Genomic DNA, 17,089 nt, shown 5'->3' with positions numbered 1-17,089 from the left:
ATTTTAGTGCTTAAGTTTTCAAACAAAGCCTATTTCAAAATCAACCTTAGAAATCATATGATGCAGATAACATATAAGTTCTTGGTGCGCCTAAAACCAAACTAGAGAGTTGTGGCATACCCCAATAAGCTTTATTGGTTAGGTTATTTACCCCAGCACGAATCGTCACAGGATGATCAGCAACTTTTGTACTATAACGTGCACCTACATCAAGCAATGTTCGACCAGGAACGTGTAAAGTATTTTCCTGATTGATATATTGTTTTGAAACAGCGTTGATATTTCCAGACAAAGTCAAAGTGCCTTGTGCCACTTGTGTATCCCACTCTGCACCAAGTTTAGCTTGTGTTTTTGGAACACCTGTAGCCGTGTTACCTTGATTTTTGCCACCGACCGTCTTACTTAACTCAGGATCAATATAAGTGACCCCACCCATTAAACGAACATGCTCGATCGGTGTACCAAAGAATGACCATTCCACACCTCGGTTACGCTGCTCACCATTTGCAGAAAAGTAATTTGTTGAGATATCCGTACTACTGTTTGGTTTTTTAATCTCAAACACAGCTAAAGTATGCGCAAATGATCCTTGATCAAGCTTCACTCCAAGCTCTGCCTGTTTGGTTTTTTGCGGCGCAAAAATTACCCCAGCATTTTCAGCTGTTGCAGGCGCTTGATCACCTTTAGTCAAACCTTCGATATAGTTCGCATACACAGATATTTTATCTGTGGCTTTGACCAATAATGCCGCCCCAGGTGTAGTTGCCGACTTACTATACTGTGCTTGTTTATTTATAGAGCTCGTTGGTTTAACTGTTTGATAACGTGCACCAAGTGTTAACTGTACTCGATCTTCGGCAAAAGATAAGGTATCTGCAAAACCATAACTTGAGGTAGACAAAGTCGAATGGTATAAATAATTTGCTTTCGCAGTAAATGGGACTGGGCTTCCCCAGACTGGATTATAAAGATTCGTTGTCCATTCGGCACCATTCACATTTCGGATCCCATAATCATCCTGATCATGTTTGTAGTATGTTCCATTGACAACCCATTGATGTTTAATCGGACCGGTTTCAAAAACGCCTTTAAAACCTGCATCAGCGGATTTTTTATCAACTTCGAAAGCGAGCTGACCAATTTTAGTTTCAAATGAGCCTAGACCATCTTTGACTATAGCTGTCATCGCACCGTTATATTTGTATTTTGTATTACTTTGACCATAGTTTGCATAGGCTGTGATCTTATCATTGAGATCATATTCACCCTTGATCATTGCGCCTTTGTCTTTAGTTTCAACAAAAGACCAATCTGGATTTAGAAGCGTATCTGCTTTGGGTGGTTTTGGTATGGCGACACCTGTAGCCAAATTTAAACCGCGATGCACACCATCTACACGGTCTTTAGCATCATAAGCATCGACCGAAACTCGCGCTCGTTCACCACGCCAATCCAGTCCAAGTGAAAACTGCTGCGTCTCTTTATCTTGGTTTTTTACAGCACCTTCACCATCACGATATACGCCATTAAATCTTACCCCGAACTCTTTGTTTTCACCAAATCGACGCCCAAGATCAATATGACCACCAAACTGAGAATCAGACATATAAGTCGTGGTTATTCTGGCTAAAGGCTCATCACCTGCTTTTTTGGTGACCAAATTGACTGTACCACCGACTGAACCTGCAGGCGGCATACCATTGAGTAATGCTGATGGACCTTTTAGCACTTCAACACGTTCAAACATTTCAGGCGATGTTCGATAAAATGGTGTGATACCAAATAAACCATTCATCGACATATCACTGGTGCTCGAGGCAAAGCCACGAATGTAATAGTTTTCACTCCAACCGCCACTTGCACCATTGGTAAATACAGACGGATCTGTCGCAGCAATCACCTCTGTAATGTCTTTGGCTTGCTTATCTTCGACGTATTTATCTGTATAACTTATGGTATTAAACGGTGTTTCCATAAAGTCTTTGTCACCTAAAAAACCAATTTTACTTTTTTTAGCAACTTGACCACCTGCATAAACATCATCACTTTCTGCGACTGCTTGCAACGCTGGAATTTGAGTCACTTCAGTCGATTGTTGCTGAGCAATGGCTGAATTTCCTTGGTTTTTTTTCAGTGTTTCAGCACTATCAATCGTCGCTTCGGCATAAGCAGAAGGCGCACAAACAAAGACTGTTCCTACACTTACCCCCATCAATAACGCCATTTGTGCTGATGCAATATGATTTAACACAAATGATTTTTTTGACTGTAGCTTACTTTGTGCGGCTTTTTTTCGATTACCGCGAATATCATTTTTCATCAGAGTTTCCTTATATTTTTCAATCAGGTTTTGCTTATTTAAAAATCTTGTTGCTTTAAAATTTTGTTGTTTGGTATAAGCACTTATTTTTGATAGCCTTTGAGCACATCACTGATCAGTATTTTCAGTGAAGTTGGGCTTGCCCCAGTGATATACCAAGCATCTGCATCGACAAAAATCACATGGCCGTTTTTCCAAGCCTTGGTTTCTCGAAGCAAAGGATTGCTGACATTTTCAGCATTGATAATTGGACGATGCTCCATGACAGCTGTACGATCGACGATATATAAAATATCGGGATCGGCTTTTTTAATAAATTCACTGGAAATCGGCTGACCATGCAAACTGGTATCCACAACCGTACTGGCAGGTTTTACCCCTAAGTCATGGAAGATAAAGCCATAACGTGACTGCACACCAAAGTTGCTAAATGCACCATTGTTATGTAAAACCACTAACGCTTTTTCTGGTCGATTTGCTGTAACCTCTCGAGCTTTCTTTACTTCAGCATCTAGCTCAGCCACTTTTTTACGAGCCAAGTCGGCACGATTAAAGATCAAGCCCAGCGTAATCAAATGGTTTTTCACCGTTTCGATGTGTTTATTTTCACTGTTCTTAAAGTTGATGTCGTAATGTACCGTCGGTGCGATCTCTGACAATTCTTTATATTTATCTGCCTGAATCGGTGTCATTAAAATCAAATCTGGTTTTAATGCATGAATCCGCTCCATATTGGGTTGTACGATCGACCCCAAGTCGGCAATATTCTGATCATTTTTATATTTTTCTAAAAAATGAGGAATAAAATCTTTCGGCATTCCTGCAATCGGGATATTTAACTGATCTAAAAAATCGGCCTCATTCATGTCTAAAACTGCGACACGCTGAGGAACATGATCAATTACAGTTGTACCAAGCTCATGTTTAATGCTGATTGGAGCATTTAGTTTCTGAGCTGCTTGGGTCTGATTTTCAGGTTTTTTATCACAACCTGATACCGAGATGGCAACTAATATTGCCATAGTCGTTACCCAATTTTTCTGTTTCCAGTTCATTTTCAAGCTCCAGATGAGTTGAAGTAGTTGCACATATAACCGTGTTCGTTAGATGTGATTTTGAAATCAAGCTCGTATAAATCACCCAAAAGTGATTCGGTTAAGACTTGCTCTGTTGCACCGCTGAAACAAAGCCTTCCTTGCTTCAACGCAACAATGTGATCTGAATAATTCGCAGCGAAGTTAATATCATGTATGACTAAAATCACCGTGCGACCTTGTTCATCGCATAAACGGCGCATGGCATGCATGATCTGAACGGCATGTTTCATATCCAAATTGTTTAAAGGTTCATCGAGTAAAAGAATTTCGGTCTGTTGCGCGATGGTCATTGCCAAAAAAGCCATTTGTCTTTGTCCACCGCTCAGCTCATCGACATAAGCATCACGAAGTGAGTTCAGGGAGAGAAAATCCAAGGATTCATCTATCACCTTATGATCATTGGCAGTCAAAGCCCCTCTGCTATAAGGAAAACGCCCAAAAGACACCAGTTCTTCAACTGTGAGACGTAAATTAAAGTTTGGGGATTGTCTGAGCGTCGCCACGGTTTTGGCATAATCAGCAATCCTGATCTCGGCAATATTTTGCTGATTGAAAAAAATATCGCCTTGAGTTGGAGCAAGCAGCCTTGCCAACATCATTAACAAAGTCGATTTTCCAGCTCCATTGGGTCCAATTAAAGAAATCACTTGTTGCATCGGCAGTTCGAGATTCAGCTCAGAAAGCACCTTTTTGCTGCCATAGGACTTGGAAATATTTTCAATACGAATCATGTGATACCTCGAGCACGCACCATCAATACAAGGAAATAAACCCCACAGACCAAATTGATCAAAATGCTGACCGTGGTTTTATAATTGAAAACGTGCTCTACCAAAATTTGAGCAAAAAGAAAGACTAAGATGGAAATCATGCTTGCGAAACATAATGTAAATTTGTGTCGATAATTGCCTGAAAATGCATAGGCGATATTGGCAATAAATACCCCCATAAATGCAGTAGGTCCGACTAAACTGGTTGAAATGGCAACTAAAATCGCAATCAAAGCAAAGCAGATACGTAAATATTTTTGATGATCAACACCCAGAGAAATGGCTTGCTCACGTCCCAAAGACATCACATCCAAGATCGGTAAATATTTACGACCGATCCAACAGACAGCGAGTACAGCGATCAATGCATAAAAGAGTGTTTCAGGCTGGGAACGATTGAAAGAGGCATAATTAAAGCCTTGAAAAACAGAAAATTCACCGGGACTAATCTTAAGTTGAATAAACTGGGTCAAGGTCAAAATGACCATGCTGAGCACCAATCCGAATAACAACAATAAAAAAAGATCATGTCGCGCTCTTGGCATCAGCCAACGATGAATCAACCATGAGTACAGCAACATTAAAATGATCGATACAAAAAAGTTGCCATTTAGACCGAGCATATTTAGCCCGTGCGTTCCCACGAAATACAGCAACAGCACCTGCCAAAGTAGATACACAGATTCATAACCCATGATTGCAGGCGTCAATATTCGATTGGAAACTAAGGTCTGAAAAACCACTGAAGAAAAAGCAATACACACACTGGCTAAAATAATCGTACCCAAACGCAATAAGCGTTTCGGGATCACATATTCGAAATCCAATCCCGAATCAAACAATACAAAAAAGATCGCCAAGCACAGCACTGTGCCGCATAAAACCCAAAATTTAGTTTGCATTATCGAAGCCCCCTCAAAATTAAAATGAGGAATATTGCGCCTCCAACAACACCTGCGGTCAGCCCAATTGGAACTTCAAATGGATAGATAACCAACCGCCCAACAATGTCACAAATCAACAGCAAACATGCCCCACCGAGTGCAATAATCGGTAGGGTTTTAGACAAATTTTCACCATATTTCAGTGCAACTAAGTTCGGGATAACCAAACCGACAAAAGGAATTGCACCAACAGTAATCACAGTGGCTGAAACCGTGACAGAAACCAAAATCAAACCTAATGCCGCCATAGCTTTAAAGTTCAGCCCTAAACTTGAAGCTGCTTCCTCACCCATTCCGAGCAAAGTAAAACGATAGGCAAAAACATAGGTCAAAATAATGGTGGGCAAAATGAAATAGATCATTTCATAATGCCCTTGAACGATTCTGGAGAAATCGCCCAATAACCAACCTTGAACACTTTGTAAGAGATTGTTTTGATAAGCATAAAACTCAGCGATAGCACTCAGCACACCGCCATACATCAGCCCGATCACAGGAATCAAAACTGTATTACGAAAACGAATCCGGGCAATAATTGCGATATAAATCAAACTTGCGATAAAGCAAAACAACATTGCAAATAAAGCTTTGGTAAAAACACCAACCGCAGGAATCATCGTCAGCGATACCATAATTCCCAGTTTTGCTGCATCTAAACCACCAGATGTCCCAGGCTCCACAAATTTATTTCGAACAATGTGCTGTAAAATCACCCCACAAATAGACAACCCAATCCCAGTCAAAACAATCGCAATCAAACGGGGAATGCGACTCACCGTCAAAGTCAGCCAACTATCGCCCGAGAAATTGATCAGTTCAGCCCACGATAAAGGCATCGCACCAAGCAATAACGAGACCAAACAAAGCACAATAAATAAACTCAACAACCCCAAACGCATTAGGCACACGCTCCATAAAAATGTGGGGGCTGTTCTCTTTTCATCGAAAAATTACTGCTTCGATTATGGATATGGCTGAGCCAGAAGTACTGTTTGTTTAGTCCAAGCTTTAGTTGAAATAAATCACAGATGCCCATTTCTCTATTTCTCTGCATTGTTCGGCTCTACTTGTTCTATTTCAGGTAAATAGTGCATTTGATCTATTTAAAAATTCTAAAATGATATAAAAAATAGATATTTATAAATTTCTCATAAATAAGCTTTTTTATTTAAATCATTGGTTTTACATCACAATGCACAAAGAATAATGATAATCTTATTGCAAATGATTATCAATTATAATATGTTTTGAACAAAATGTAAGCCCCAAATACTTGAATAACGAATAACTCAAGTGATTTACAGCGGCATAAAACATGCGGTTGTGAATGAGATAAAACTAAATAAATGAAATGTTTTATCTTTCAGCAAATATATAAATTTCGAAAAATGAAAAAAAAGCTGATCAAAATCAGCTTTATAAAATAGGATTTATTCAATGTCAGAACAGTACTGTGAAGCTTCTCCCCTAGCGGTCAGTGAGCACGAGGAATACATCTGGATGCTGCAATTGCAACAACCTGAACAAATCGTTCAACATTTTGAATTGTACAAATTTGATGCCGAACCTGAGTTATCTTTGCTCAAAATGAGCATAAGAAATGTCATCGAACAGCATCCTGATCTCAATAGCCGCTTCATCTTTAGTGAGGACGGTGACCTCAACAAAATAATTGATCCGTCTTTTGATCTCGGTATCCAAACATTAACAACTGACACAAATCAGCTCGAACAGCGCCTATCCTATTTTAAAAATAAACCATGGAATGCTGAAACTGATCCACCTTTGAATGCCCTAATTATACAAACTGAACAAGATATTTTACTGGCACTGTGTCTACATCCGATCTTACAAGAAAGCTATCAGCTAAATAACATTATCGAAGAAATAAAAAATAATTATAATGAAAATCAAATCAATAGCACTCAATTGCAAACCATTCTGCTTGAAACTTCAGAGCAGACAGCAAGTAGTCCAACCTTAACAAGCAATGATCAAAATCACGACCAGAAAGCGAGCAATACACTGAGTCAGAATGAGATCAGTCAGATTATTTTGACTGAATTTAAAAATATACTGGCTGAGCCTGAGATGACGGCAGAAGATGATTTCTTTGATTTTGGTGGACATTCACTTTTGGCCACACGCGTCATTGGCTATCTACAAAATCGCCATGGTATAGAGCTGAGTTTCAACGATTTTTTCAAATCACCGACTGCATCAGCTTTAGCCCAATACGCCTCGCTAAAAAATGCAACAACTCAACAAAATTCACATGAAAAACTTGAACAAGCCCCTTTAACCTTTACCCAAGATTTCTTATGGCAAGCTTATTCTGCTTTTGATTTCAGCCCTATTTACAACCTGCCTTTTGCTATCGAATTTCAAGATCAAATTGATGAAGAGATATTCTTCCAAGCCTTTCATGATCTCGTCGTCCGCCATGTCGGCTTACGAACATTATTTAAAATAGACAATGAAAAAGTAACCCAATCTATTGCTCCCCTTGCCTCACTCAATCAATACAAATGGTTTTGGAGCAGTAATGAAAGTCAAGGCGTCACGCTTGCTGAAGAAGCCGCTTATAAGTTTGATCTTTCACGTGAATTACCAATCAGAATTCGCTTCCTTAAAAATGCAAATGGGCAACAAACATTGTCCTTTTTAGTGCATCATATGGTGATTGATGAATGGTCACTCAACAGCATCATGTCTGATCTAGAAACAGCCTATTATGCACGTTTAAATCAACAAACACCTCGATGGGACATGCCTGCAAATAGCATTCATGAATTGGCGATCTCGCAACAAAAAAATGGCTTAAATTCTGAACATATCCAGTATTGGAAAGACCTGTTACAAGGTGCAACCTATGGTTTAGATCTAAAAAATTCTGCAACTTCAACTGCACAGCCAATGCTTGAACCCAAAGTTGAATGGCTAGAATTAAAATTCAGTCCAGAGACTTATCAAAGCATTTCAGCATTTTCAAGGTTGCATCATTCCTCTATTTTTAGTGTGATTTATACTGCAATTATCAGCTCACTACAAAAAACAGGCGACCTAAAAGAGATTGTAATCGGCACATCCGCATCTGGTCGTACTGATCCGTATTTCTTTGATACTGTGGGTTATTTAACCACAATGGTGGCGCATCGCACTCAGTTCAGTCCTGAACAAAATTTTGCACAGCTTCTTGAAAAGACCAGTCAAATGTTAAATAAATCAATGGCTTATGCAGACACACCCATCAATCACATTCAAAAAGCTTTAGGCTTGGCTGATGACGCTGGACTAATCTTTGATGTTTATATCCATATTCACTCAAATAATGCACTAAATGGTGCATTTAAAACACCGCAGGGTGATGTTCAATATCGACAAATTTTGCCTGAACGTAATGAATCCATGTTTGGACTGCATTTTGAAATCATGGACAATCTCATCAATGATCAACATCAACTCAGCCTGATTGTGACCTATCAAGCACATCGCTATCCTACGGCGCTTGTCGAACAAATTGGCGAAATGATCCAAAACATCTTGAATGAATTAAATCGCAAATAAACGGTTTAACTCGTTTGCCATTTAACAATAAATAGGGATCTACACAAAAAATGTGTTGTGTGGGATTAATCCCTCCCAACCTCCCTTTAAAAAGGGAGGAGCTGATTGGTTTTTGATATAAGTGGTTGGCTCTCATGACAAGGCAGGATACCGTCCGTTGGACAGGGATTACAGGGGCGTAGTCTTTCTGTCCAACGAGGATTTTTGTAACTTTTCATCCCTGAAAAGTTAGGCAAATTACCTGCCCAGTCCATTCATATCCATGAAGAAAAGTAATGGTTATTTAATCATCTGATCTTTTTATTTATAAATTTATTTTCCATACACCATTATATTTTTATAATTTTCAATTATTTACATGAAAAAATCTCCTATTGCATGGCACAGTAGTAAACTAAAAACTAGCTACCCCTCCCTTTCTCAAAGGGAGGTTGGGAGAAATTGAAGCCTCCATGATATTTATTTTTATATAAATCTCAATTCACAATAGAATTAACTACCGTGACAAGGCAGGATGCCGTCCGTTGGACAGGGATTACAGGGACGTAGTCCTTCTGTCCAATAAGGATTTTTGTAACTTTTCATCCCTGAAAAGTTAGGCAAATTGCCTACACAATCCTTTCATAATCATAAAGAAAAGTAGTGGCTGAATAGTCATCTGATCTTTTTTATTTATAAATTTATTTTCCATACATTCTTATCTTTTCATGATGATTTTCATTAATTTTCGTAGAAAAAATCTCCTGTCGCATGGCACGGCAGTAAACTAAAAACCAGCCAATCCCTCCCTTTCTCAAAGGGAGGTTGAGAGGGATTAAACCCCCACGATATTATCCCAATTCACAGTAAATTTGACTATTGTGACAAGGCAGGATGCCGTCCGTTGGACAGGGATTACAGGGATGTAGTCCTTCTGTCCAACAAGGATTTTTGTAACTTTTCATCCCTGAAAAGTTAGGCAAATTGCCTACGCAAACTATTTATAATCATAAAGAAAAGCAGTGGCTATTTAATCATCTTAAATAAAATTTATTACTTATTTTCAATTATTTAAATAAATATTTCAAAAATCAATTTACTGTCTGTTTTTGTACTTGATTGACCACATCCTCTACAGTCTTACAACTAGCAAGCACATAAAAATCCAAACGAATATCATATTTTTCAGCGATTTTTTCAGCGATTTGTTTTAACTGTTTAGTACGAATACCGAGTCGAAGGATTTCCGTTTGATAAAAAATATTGGACGAAAATTCTTGTTCAACAAATTCCCGAAAAATATCCATAACCGTATCTGAAATATGCTCTAAAGCAATGTGCTTATTTTTTAAATTTTGGGCTTGAGGATACAGTTGCTCCTGCGCCATTTTTTGCAATAATTTTCGATCAATTTTAGCATTTTGCGTTAAAGGCAATTGATCGACACAATACCATTTTGTAGGAATATGCGACTGAGGTAGATAATTTTTTAACTGACTTTTCAAATCTTGGATATCTATTTTTTCTTGAACATTTGCCAAACTAAACATCGCAACCAACTCCGCAATCTCAGTTTGAGGATGAGTACAGCACACTGTAACGATTTCTTGAATCGGTGTGTATTTCATCAAAGCTGTCTCTACTTCGGCCGCCGAGATACGCACCCCTTTCACCTTGAGATAGCCCTCTTCTCGCCCGGCAAAAATGATATTTCCATCTGCTCGAACATAGCCTAGATCACTCATTCTAAATGCCATCTCAGTTGTATCGGCTGAAATAGTGATAGGTACAAAATCTTTTGGGCTAATTTTTCCATCTAGGAGATAGCCGTTAGATAAATTTGTCCCGACCATATACATTCGACCAACTTCACCCACCTGACAAACTTGCAAATTTTCATTTAAAATAAAATATTGATTATGCTTCAGCGCCTTACCATAAGGAATAACATCCTGATCGGCATCGTCTATCTCATGCCAAATACTCCAAATCGTAGTTTCAGTCGGTCCACCTAAGGAAAATAATCGAGCGTTGGGTAGATTTAGGCGTAATTTTTCAATCAAATTTGCTTTGATATAGTCGCCACCCTGCGCAATCAGACGCAAAGACTGCAATTGATCAGGATTGGCGACACTACACAACATATCAACGATTGCAGGCACGCTCACCCATATCGAGATCTGATTTTTTTCGACTAAGTTTGTCCATGCCAAGGCATTTTTACTTTGTTCTGCTGTTGGAATCACCAAAGTTGCTCCCAACGACAGAGTAGCAAAAACATCAAATACCGACATATCATGATGAAATGGCGTGACAGCCATCACCACATCATCTGCTGTCATCTGCCATTTTTCGATACTTTGTTCAAGCCCATTGGCAGTTGCTTGATTATTTAGAACAACACATTTTGGGGTGCCTGTACTGCCTGAGGTATATAGATAATAGGCAGCATCACGACTCATGCTATAAGTCATTTGAGAGACTGGTATTATATTTTCAGCACTGAATTGCGAAAATTCATATCTATTTTCACTCAATATTTCATCTATCAATACATAAGCATAATTTTCAATCGGCTGCTTCGCGATCACCAAATCCACTCGGCTATTTGCCAATAAATATTCACGTCGTAGTGCTGGTGAATCCATATCGATCGGCAACCAAATCAGACCTTTTAAAGCACATGCTAAAACACTGTAAATATATTCAGGACATTTACCCAATTGAATAGCAACCACTGCACCCTTTTTGAGTTGCAGTCGATCCAATGCCAACATCATCTGATTCACTTGATGTGCTAACTCAGCATAGCCAATACATTTTTCATCATAAATCAACGCTGTTTTAGTCAAGGACTGAAAAAACAAATGCTGTTGAATGCGATATAGATAATCTGAAATATCAGCAAAGTTATGATCTTTTTCTACAATTTCAAGCTGTGTTTTAACCATATTTTTATGTGAATTATTCATTTCTAGTGTGTGATCAATATCGACTTGCATCTGTAAATTTCCTCGATCATTTTTATTTAATACTATAATTGGGAGTGACAAAAGCTTGCCAAGAACGATGAGTTGTTCTGCTTCTTAGCCTACTTTTTATCTCATCAAAATATATTAAACCCTTTTAATAATCTTTTAAATGATAATAATTATTATTTACATTTATACCATCTTACTTTATCTTAGTGAACTGAATGGCTCAAACAAAAGATCACCACCCTGCGTGTTTCCGATCTTCCAAAGGTGATTAGCATGAATACCGTGACATCTAAACAAAATTTAAAATCATTCACAGATAAAAATGCTGCGCGTCATGATATGCAACAAATTGAAATGTCCATTGTTTCAATCACTCAGCCCTTTCCATCTATCGCAAGAATCACAGGTAAAATTGACACATCTCAAGCTGAGTTATGGGCACTTCCCAACGTCGCTTTGAGACTGCTTTTTGCCAATATTGAAAATAATCTACCTATTTCCCGTGTTTATACTGTTAGAGCATTTGATGCCGAAAAATCTAAAATAGAAATTGATCTGGTCAAACATGCAGACTTAAGCCCTGCGATGCAGTGGTTAAATACAGTTCAGGTCGGCGATAACATCAAGATCATTGGACCACGTCCACATTTTGCGCCTGATTTTTCTCTAGATAAACACGTCGTGATGTTTGCTGATGATACGGCGATCCCTGCGCTTTATTCTATTTTGCAACATTGGCAGAAAGGTATCAGCGCTGATCTTTATATTGAAAGTTTTGAAGAAAATATTATTCAACAATTACCTCTATCCGATCAGATCCGCATCCATTTTCTGCATAAAACTGATCATCATCAAACGGGCTGGTTATTTGCATCAGCCTTACAAATTGATGATTGTACAAATAAAACGATTTGGGCAGCTTGTGAACGTAGTGAAGCTCGAGCATTACGTGAGTTATTTTTAGAAGAACATAAAATGGATAAAAATCTTGTGAAAATTTCGGGTTATTGGAAAGCTGGTGTATCAAGTTCAGACTTAGATAAAGTTCGTGCAAAGCATTATTTACAACACACTCAACAAGGTAAAACCTTGGCAGAATATGATGATTTAGATATGCCAAATGAAATTGAAAATGACATATCAAAGGATTCATTATAAGTGTTGATGTGAATAAGCATTACATCAAAATAAGCTCAAAGCAAATCAATCAGCATTAATCGAAATGAGCCAAAAACTAACATAAAAATGCTCTACAAAGTATAACTTCAATAAAAAAGGTCGCAATATATGCGACCTTTTTTGAATCTGTGGTGATCTAATCACGATCACCTTTAAGCGAATTACATCATTCCGCCCATACCACCCATGCCGCCCATATCTGGCATCGCTGGTTTGTCTTCTGGAATATCAGTAATCATACATTCAGTAGTCAACATCAAACCTGCAACAGAAGCAGCATGTTCAAGTGCAGAACGCGTTACTTTCGCTGGATCAAGGATACCCATTTCCAACATATCACCATAAACACCTGAAGCTGCGTTATAACCGTAGTTACCTTCGCCTTGTTTAATCGCATTGATCACAACTGAAGGCTCATCACCCGCATTTGCTACGATTTGACGAAGTGGAGCTTCGATTGCACGACGTAAAATGTTGATACCCGCAGTTTGGTCATCGTTTGCGCCAGTTAATGTTTCGATAGATTTAACTGCACGTACAAGCGCAACACCACCACCTGCAACAACACCTTCTTCAACAGCAGCACGAGTGGCATGAAGAGCATCATCTACACGATCTTTTTTCTCTTTCATTTCAACTTCAGTTGCAGCACCGATTTTGATCACAGCAACACCGCCAGCAAGTTTAGCTACGCGTTCTTGAAGTTTTTCTTTATCGTATTCTGAAGTTGATTCTTCGATTTGTGCACGGATTTGTTGAACACGTTCAGCGATTTGATTTGCATCGCCTGCGCCATCAACAAGTACTGTATTTTCTTTAGAAACTGTTACTTTATGAGCAGTACCCAAATCTTGAAGAGTTGCTTGCTCTAAAGACATGCCTACTTCTTCAGAAATTACAGTTGCACCAGTCAAGATTGCGATATCTTGAAGCATTGCTTTACGACGGTCACCAAAACCAGGCGCTTTAACAGCACATACTTTGATAATACCGCGCATGTTGTTTACGACAAGAGTAGCAAGCGCTTCGCCTTCAACATCTTCAGCGATGATTAAAAGTGGTTTACCAGTTTTAGCAACTGCTTCTAATACTGTGATCAATTCACGGATGTTGCTGATTTTTTTATCAACAAGAAGAATGAACGGATTTTCAAGTTCAGCAGTCAATGTATCTTGTTTGTTTGCGAAGTATGGAGAGATATAACCACGGTCAAACTGCATACCTTCAACAACATCAAGAGAGTCTTCGAAGCCAGAACCTTCTTCTACAGTGATTACGCCTTCTTTACCCACTTTTTCCATTGCTTGAGCAATAAGTTTACCTACAGTCTCATCAGAGTTTGCAGAAATCGAACCTACTTGTTCAATTGCTTTAAAGTCATCAGCAGGTTTTGCAGTTGCTTTGATATTTTCAACAACAGCACGAACCGCGATGTCGATACCGCGTTTAAGATCCATTGGGTTCATACCAGCAGTAACTGATTTGATCCCTTCATTTAAAATCGCTTGAGCAAGTACAGTTGCAGTTGTTGTACCGTCACCTGCGATATCATTGGTTTTTGAAGATACTTCACGAACCAATTGCGCGCCCATATTTTCAAATTTATCGCTAAGTGAAATTTCTTTAGCAACAGTCACACCATCTTTAGTGATGTGCGGTGCACCGAAAGAACGATCGATAACAACGTTACGGCCTTTAGGACCTAAAGTTACTTTTACTGCGTCTGCAAGAACATTTACGCCCGCGATCATTTTAGAACGAGCTGAATCACCAAATTTTACGTCTTTAGCTGACATGTACTACTCCAAAATTTTTAAAATATTTAATCTGATATTTTCAAATGAGAATCAAATTTAGCGAAAGGGATTAACCTTCCAATACCGCTAAAATGTCAGACTCTTTCATAATAAGAAGTTCTTCACCGCTCACTTTTACAGTCGTACCAGCATAAGTACCGAACAATACTTTGTCGCCAACTTTAACGTCTAAAGCACGAACGCCATTGTCAGTCACTTGACCATTACCTACAGCAATGATTTCACCTTGAGCTGGTTTTTCAGCTGCTGAACCTGGTAACAAGATACCACCAGCAGTTTTAGTTTCTTCTTCAACACGGCGAATAACAACACGATCATGTAATGGGCGAATGTTGCTCATATATAACTCCATCAGACTAAGTCTTATAAGTATTAGGATACGATAATGACTGACTATCCATCGTCATCATCAAAATTAATTCGATGACACTTTTGTGGGGATGGAAAAATGCGCTTCAAGGGCTAACCCCAAATATTTTTCATTTTTTTGTATTATTTTTATACACTCATAATCAAATCAGTAAAATTTTGCCTTTTCACGCCATCAAAAGTTAAACTTTTAGAACGAAATCTTTGCTGCTTTCATCGAACAAATAATGTTGGATTGTTCCATCATTTAAGAGCACATTAAAACTATTGGGCGTATCACGATATAAACGTGAAGAAGTTGCTGTACCTGCATGGATTTCAAAAACAGGATGATCTAAATGCAACTGATATTCTTGATTGAGATCAAACACAGCCACATGATGTAAATGTCCATGCAATAAACCAAATAAGCCACTTTCACCCCAATACTGCACAGCCAATTTGGCAAGATCAGGGCAATCATTTTCATGACGATCTTTTACAGCCGTATAAAAAGGTTGATGGCTCACCACAATTTTCAATTTATCTTTGGGCGCATGAATCAGTTTTTCATTGACTTCATGGATTTGTTGTAACGATAAATGCCCTTTGGTATGTGAGCGTCTGCGAATCGTATTGACCCCGATAAGATAAAAATGTTCCGTGATTAAAGTATTTTCAAGGCTGCCAAAAAACAGCTGATATAAGGCAAAAGGACTAAAAAACCGATCCCACACATGATAAAGCGGTATATCGTGATTACCGGGTACCACAAAATAAGGAATCCCCAATTGCTCAAAATACATTTTACAGGCAATAAACTGTGGCAATCTGGCACGTTGTGTAAGATCTCCACTGATGGCAATCACTTCGGGTTTAAAACGATTGCAAAACCGTTGTATCGCTTCTAAACAAACTGGACGCTCAGTACCAAAATGAACGTCAGACAGATGCAGTAACATGAGGCACCATAATTTTTAACGCATTTTTTGCCACAGTTATATCGAGTGGCGTTTCTATTTCAAAAAGCTCACCATCCACAGCAACGGTAAGTTGTTTTTTCTTGGAACGGATTTTGACATTTTCAGCTGCGAAACTATAAACATCAGGCGTATTTTCCAGATTGCCCCGCATCAATTGAAATAACATTTTAAACAAACTCAGCTTATCACTTTTTGCGACAACGATCCCAGCGACATGCCCCTCTGCTGCATCTTTGGCGATTTGCAAGTTGAGTTCTTTGAGTTGTAATTGATTATTGCCAAAAAATACCAAAGGCGTTTTGACTGGATAAACCTGCCCATCGACCTCAACTTCAAGTTTGAGTTGCTGTCGATCTCGAATCAGCACATCTAGTCCTGAAGTATAAGCATTGAGTAAAAGTCGACCAAACTTTTGATTGTATTGTTCTCGTTTTTTTATAAATAAAGGATATAGCCCCAAACTGGCATTATTGAGATAAATATGTTGGTTGATTTTTGCTACATGCGAATCGCGAGGCGTACCCGTCGCAATCACTTTTGCAGCTTCGACGAGATCCAAAGGAATATCGAGTACCCGAGCCACATAATTAAAAGTACCTAAAGGCAAGATTCCCATTGGTATATTTTGATGCATCAATTTTTCAGCAACAGCATTTAAAGTTCCATCTCCCCCAGCCGCAACAATCACCCCTTGATCCTCAGATTGCTGATGCCTCTCCATTATTTTTTGCATTTGTTCATCAAAATTTCGATCAATACTGATTTCAAAAACCTGTATTTCAAATTGCTGTTCTGTGAATATCGTCACAATTTTTTCGTAGACGTCTTCTTTTTTACTGGCATGAAAACCAGATTTTTGGTTATAGATTATTGATAAGGGTTTCAAAGTTTTATTCATAATTTTGATTTACTTAAAGCATTTGCTCTAATTTCGCCGATTTAATAAGCAATTAATATCTTTTTTATGTAAAATTTGAATGCTCACGATTCAATAATCCCATAATGTTACATTTCACTTTATAAATAACATAATGTAATGATTTTTATTAAAATTTTTAAAATAAATGCTAAATATATTTTAAAGAAATGCTACAATAAACAAGC

12 protein-coding genes are annotated in these 17,089 nt (G+C 38.3%); 2 read left to right on the top strand and 10 right to left on the bottom strand.

Annotation, left to right across the window (positions count from 1 at the left end):
• Positions 1-46: 46 nt before the first annotated feature.
• From F960_RS09825 to F960_RS09805, 5 genes are all read right to left on the bottom strand, one after another.
• A complete protein-coding gene (locus F960_RS09825; protein WP_004863405.1) occupies positions 47-2,320 on the bottom strand; it encodes a TonB-dependent receptor in 2,274 nt (757 codons plus the stop codon).
• A gap of 83 nt (positions 2,321-2,403) precedes the next feature.
• Positions 2,404-3,375 (bottom strand): siderophore ABC transporter substrate-binding protein, encoded by a 972-nt coding sequence (locus F960_RS09820; RefSeq protein WP_004863403.1) that lies wholly within the window; start codon positions 3,373-3,375, stop codon positions 2,404-2,406.
• Between the two features lie 2 nt (positions 3,376-3,377).
• Positions 3,378-4,148: an iron ABC transporter ATP-binding protein gene (locus F960_RS09815; protein WP_004863399.1), complete on the bottom strand. Its 771-nt coding sequence runs from the start codon at positions 4,146-4,148 to the stop codon at positions 3,378-3,380.
• Positions 4,145-5,092: an iron chelate uptake ABC transporter family permease subunit gene (locus F960_RS09810; protein WP_154650749.1), complete on the bottom strand. Its 948-nt coding sequence runs from the start codon at positions 5,090-5,092 to the stop codon at positions 4,145-4,147. The genes F960_RS09815 and F960_RS09810 overlap by 4 nt, the downstream gene beginning before the upstream one ends.
• The gene (locus F960_RS09805; protein WP_004863392.1) at positions 5,089-6,030 is read right to left on the bottom strand and encodes an ABC transporter permease; all 942 of its coding nucleotides are present in this window, start codon (positions 6,028-6,030) and stop codon (positions 5,089-5,091) included. Before F960_RS09805 ends, F960_RS09810 begins: the two co-directional genes overlap by 4 nt.
• A 538-nt stretch (positions 6,031-6,568) precedes the next feature.
• Here F960_RS09805 and F960_RS09800 point away from each other — a divergent pair.
• The gene (locus F960_RS09800) at positions 6,569-8,698 is read left to right on the top strand and encodes a condensation domain-containing protein (RefSeq protein ID WP_004863390.1); all 2,130 of its coding nucleotides are present in this window, start codon (positions 6,569-6,571) and stop codon (positions 8,696-8,698) included.
• Between the two features lie 1,070 nt (positions 8,699-9,768).
• Here F960_RS09800 and F960_RS09795 read toward each other — a convergent pair.
• The gene (locus F960_RS09795; protein ID WP_373855038.1) at positions 9,769-11,628 is read right to left on the bottom strand and encodes an AMP-binding protein; all 1,860 of its coding nucleotides are present in this window, start codon (positions 11,626-11,628) and stop codon (positions 9,769-9,771) included.
• Between the two features lie 303 nt (positions 11,629-11,931).
• Between F960_RS09795 and F960_RS09790 the strand changes: the two genes are divergently transcribed.
• A complete protein-coding gene (locus F960_RS09790) occupies positions 11,932-12,816 on the top strand; it encodes a siderophore-interacting protein (RefSeq protein ID WP_004863383.1) in 885 nt (294 codons plus the stop codon).
• A gap of 182 nt (positions 12,817-12,998) precedes the next feature.
• Here F960_RS09790 and groL read toward each other — a convergent pair whose 3' ends face one another.
• The 4 genes from groL to F960_RS09770 all read right to left on the bottom strand — a co-directional run bounded on the left by groL (position 12,999) and on the right by F960_RS09770 (position 16,883).
• Positions 12,999-14,633, bottom strand: coding sequence for a chaperonin GroEL (groL, locus tag F960_RS09785; RefSeq protein ID WP_004863381.1), 1,635 nt, complete (start codon positions 14,631-14,633; stop codon positions 12,999-13,001).
• 70 nt (positions 14,634-14,703) lie between these two features.
• Complete coding sequence (locus F960_RS09780; protein ID WP_004863380.1) at positions 14,704-14,994, bottom strand: co-chaperone GroES; 291 nt, start codon at positions 14,992-14,994, stop codon at positions 14,704-14,706.
• Positions 14,995-15,205: 211 nt separating this feature from the next.
• Positions 15,206-15,964: a metallophosphoesterase family protein gene (locus F960_RS09775; protein ID WP_004863376.1), complete on the bottom strand. Its 759-nt coding sequence runs from the start codon at positions 15,962-15,964 to the stop codon at positions 15,206-15,208.
• Entirely contained in the window at positions 15,945-16,883 is a 939-nt protein-coding gene (locus tag F960_RS09770; protein WP_004863371.1) for a diacylglycerol/lipid kinase family protein, read from the bottom strand. The genes F960_RS09775 and F960_RS09770 overlap by 20 nt, the downstream gene beginning before the upstream one ends.
• Positions 16,884-17,089: the final 206 nt, after the last annotated feature.

Source organism: Acinetobacter gerneri DSM 14967 = CIP 107464 = MTCC 9824 (genome assembly GCF_000368565.1).
Taxonomy (GTDB): Bacteria; Pseudomonadota; Gammaproteobacteria; order Pseudomonadales; family Moraxellaceae; genus Acinetobacter; species Acinetobacter gerneri.
The sequence above is the reverse complement of the archived record's forward strand: the minus strand, read 5'-3'. Positions and strand labels throughout refer to the sequence as shown.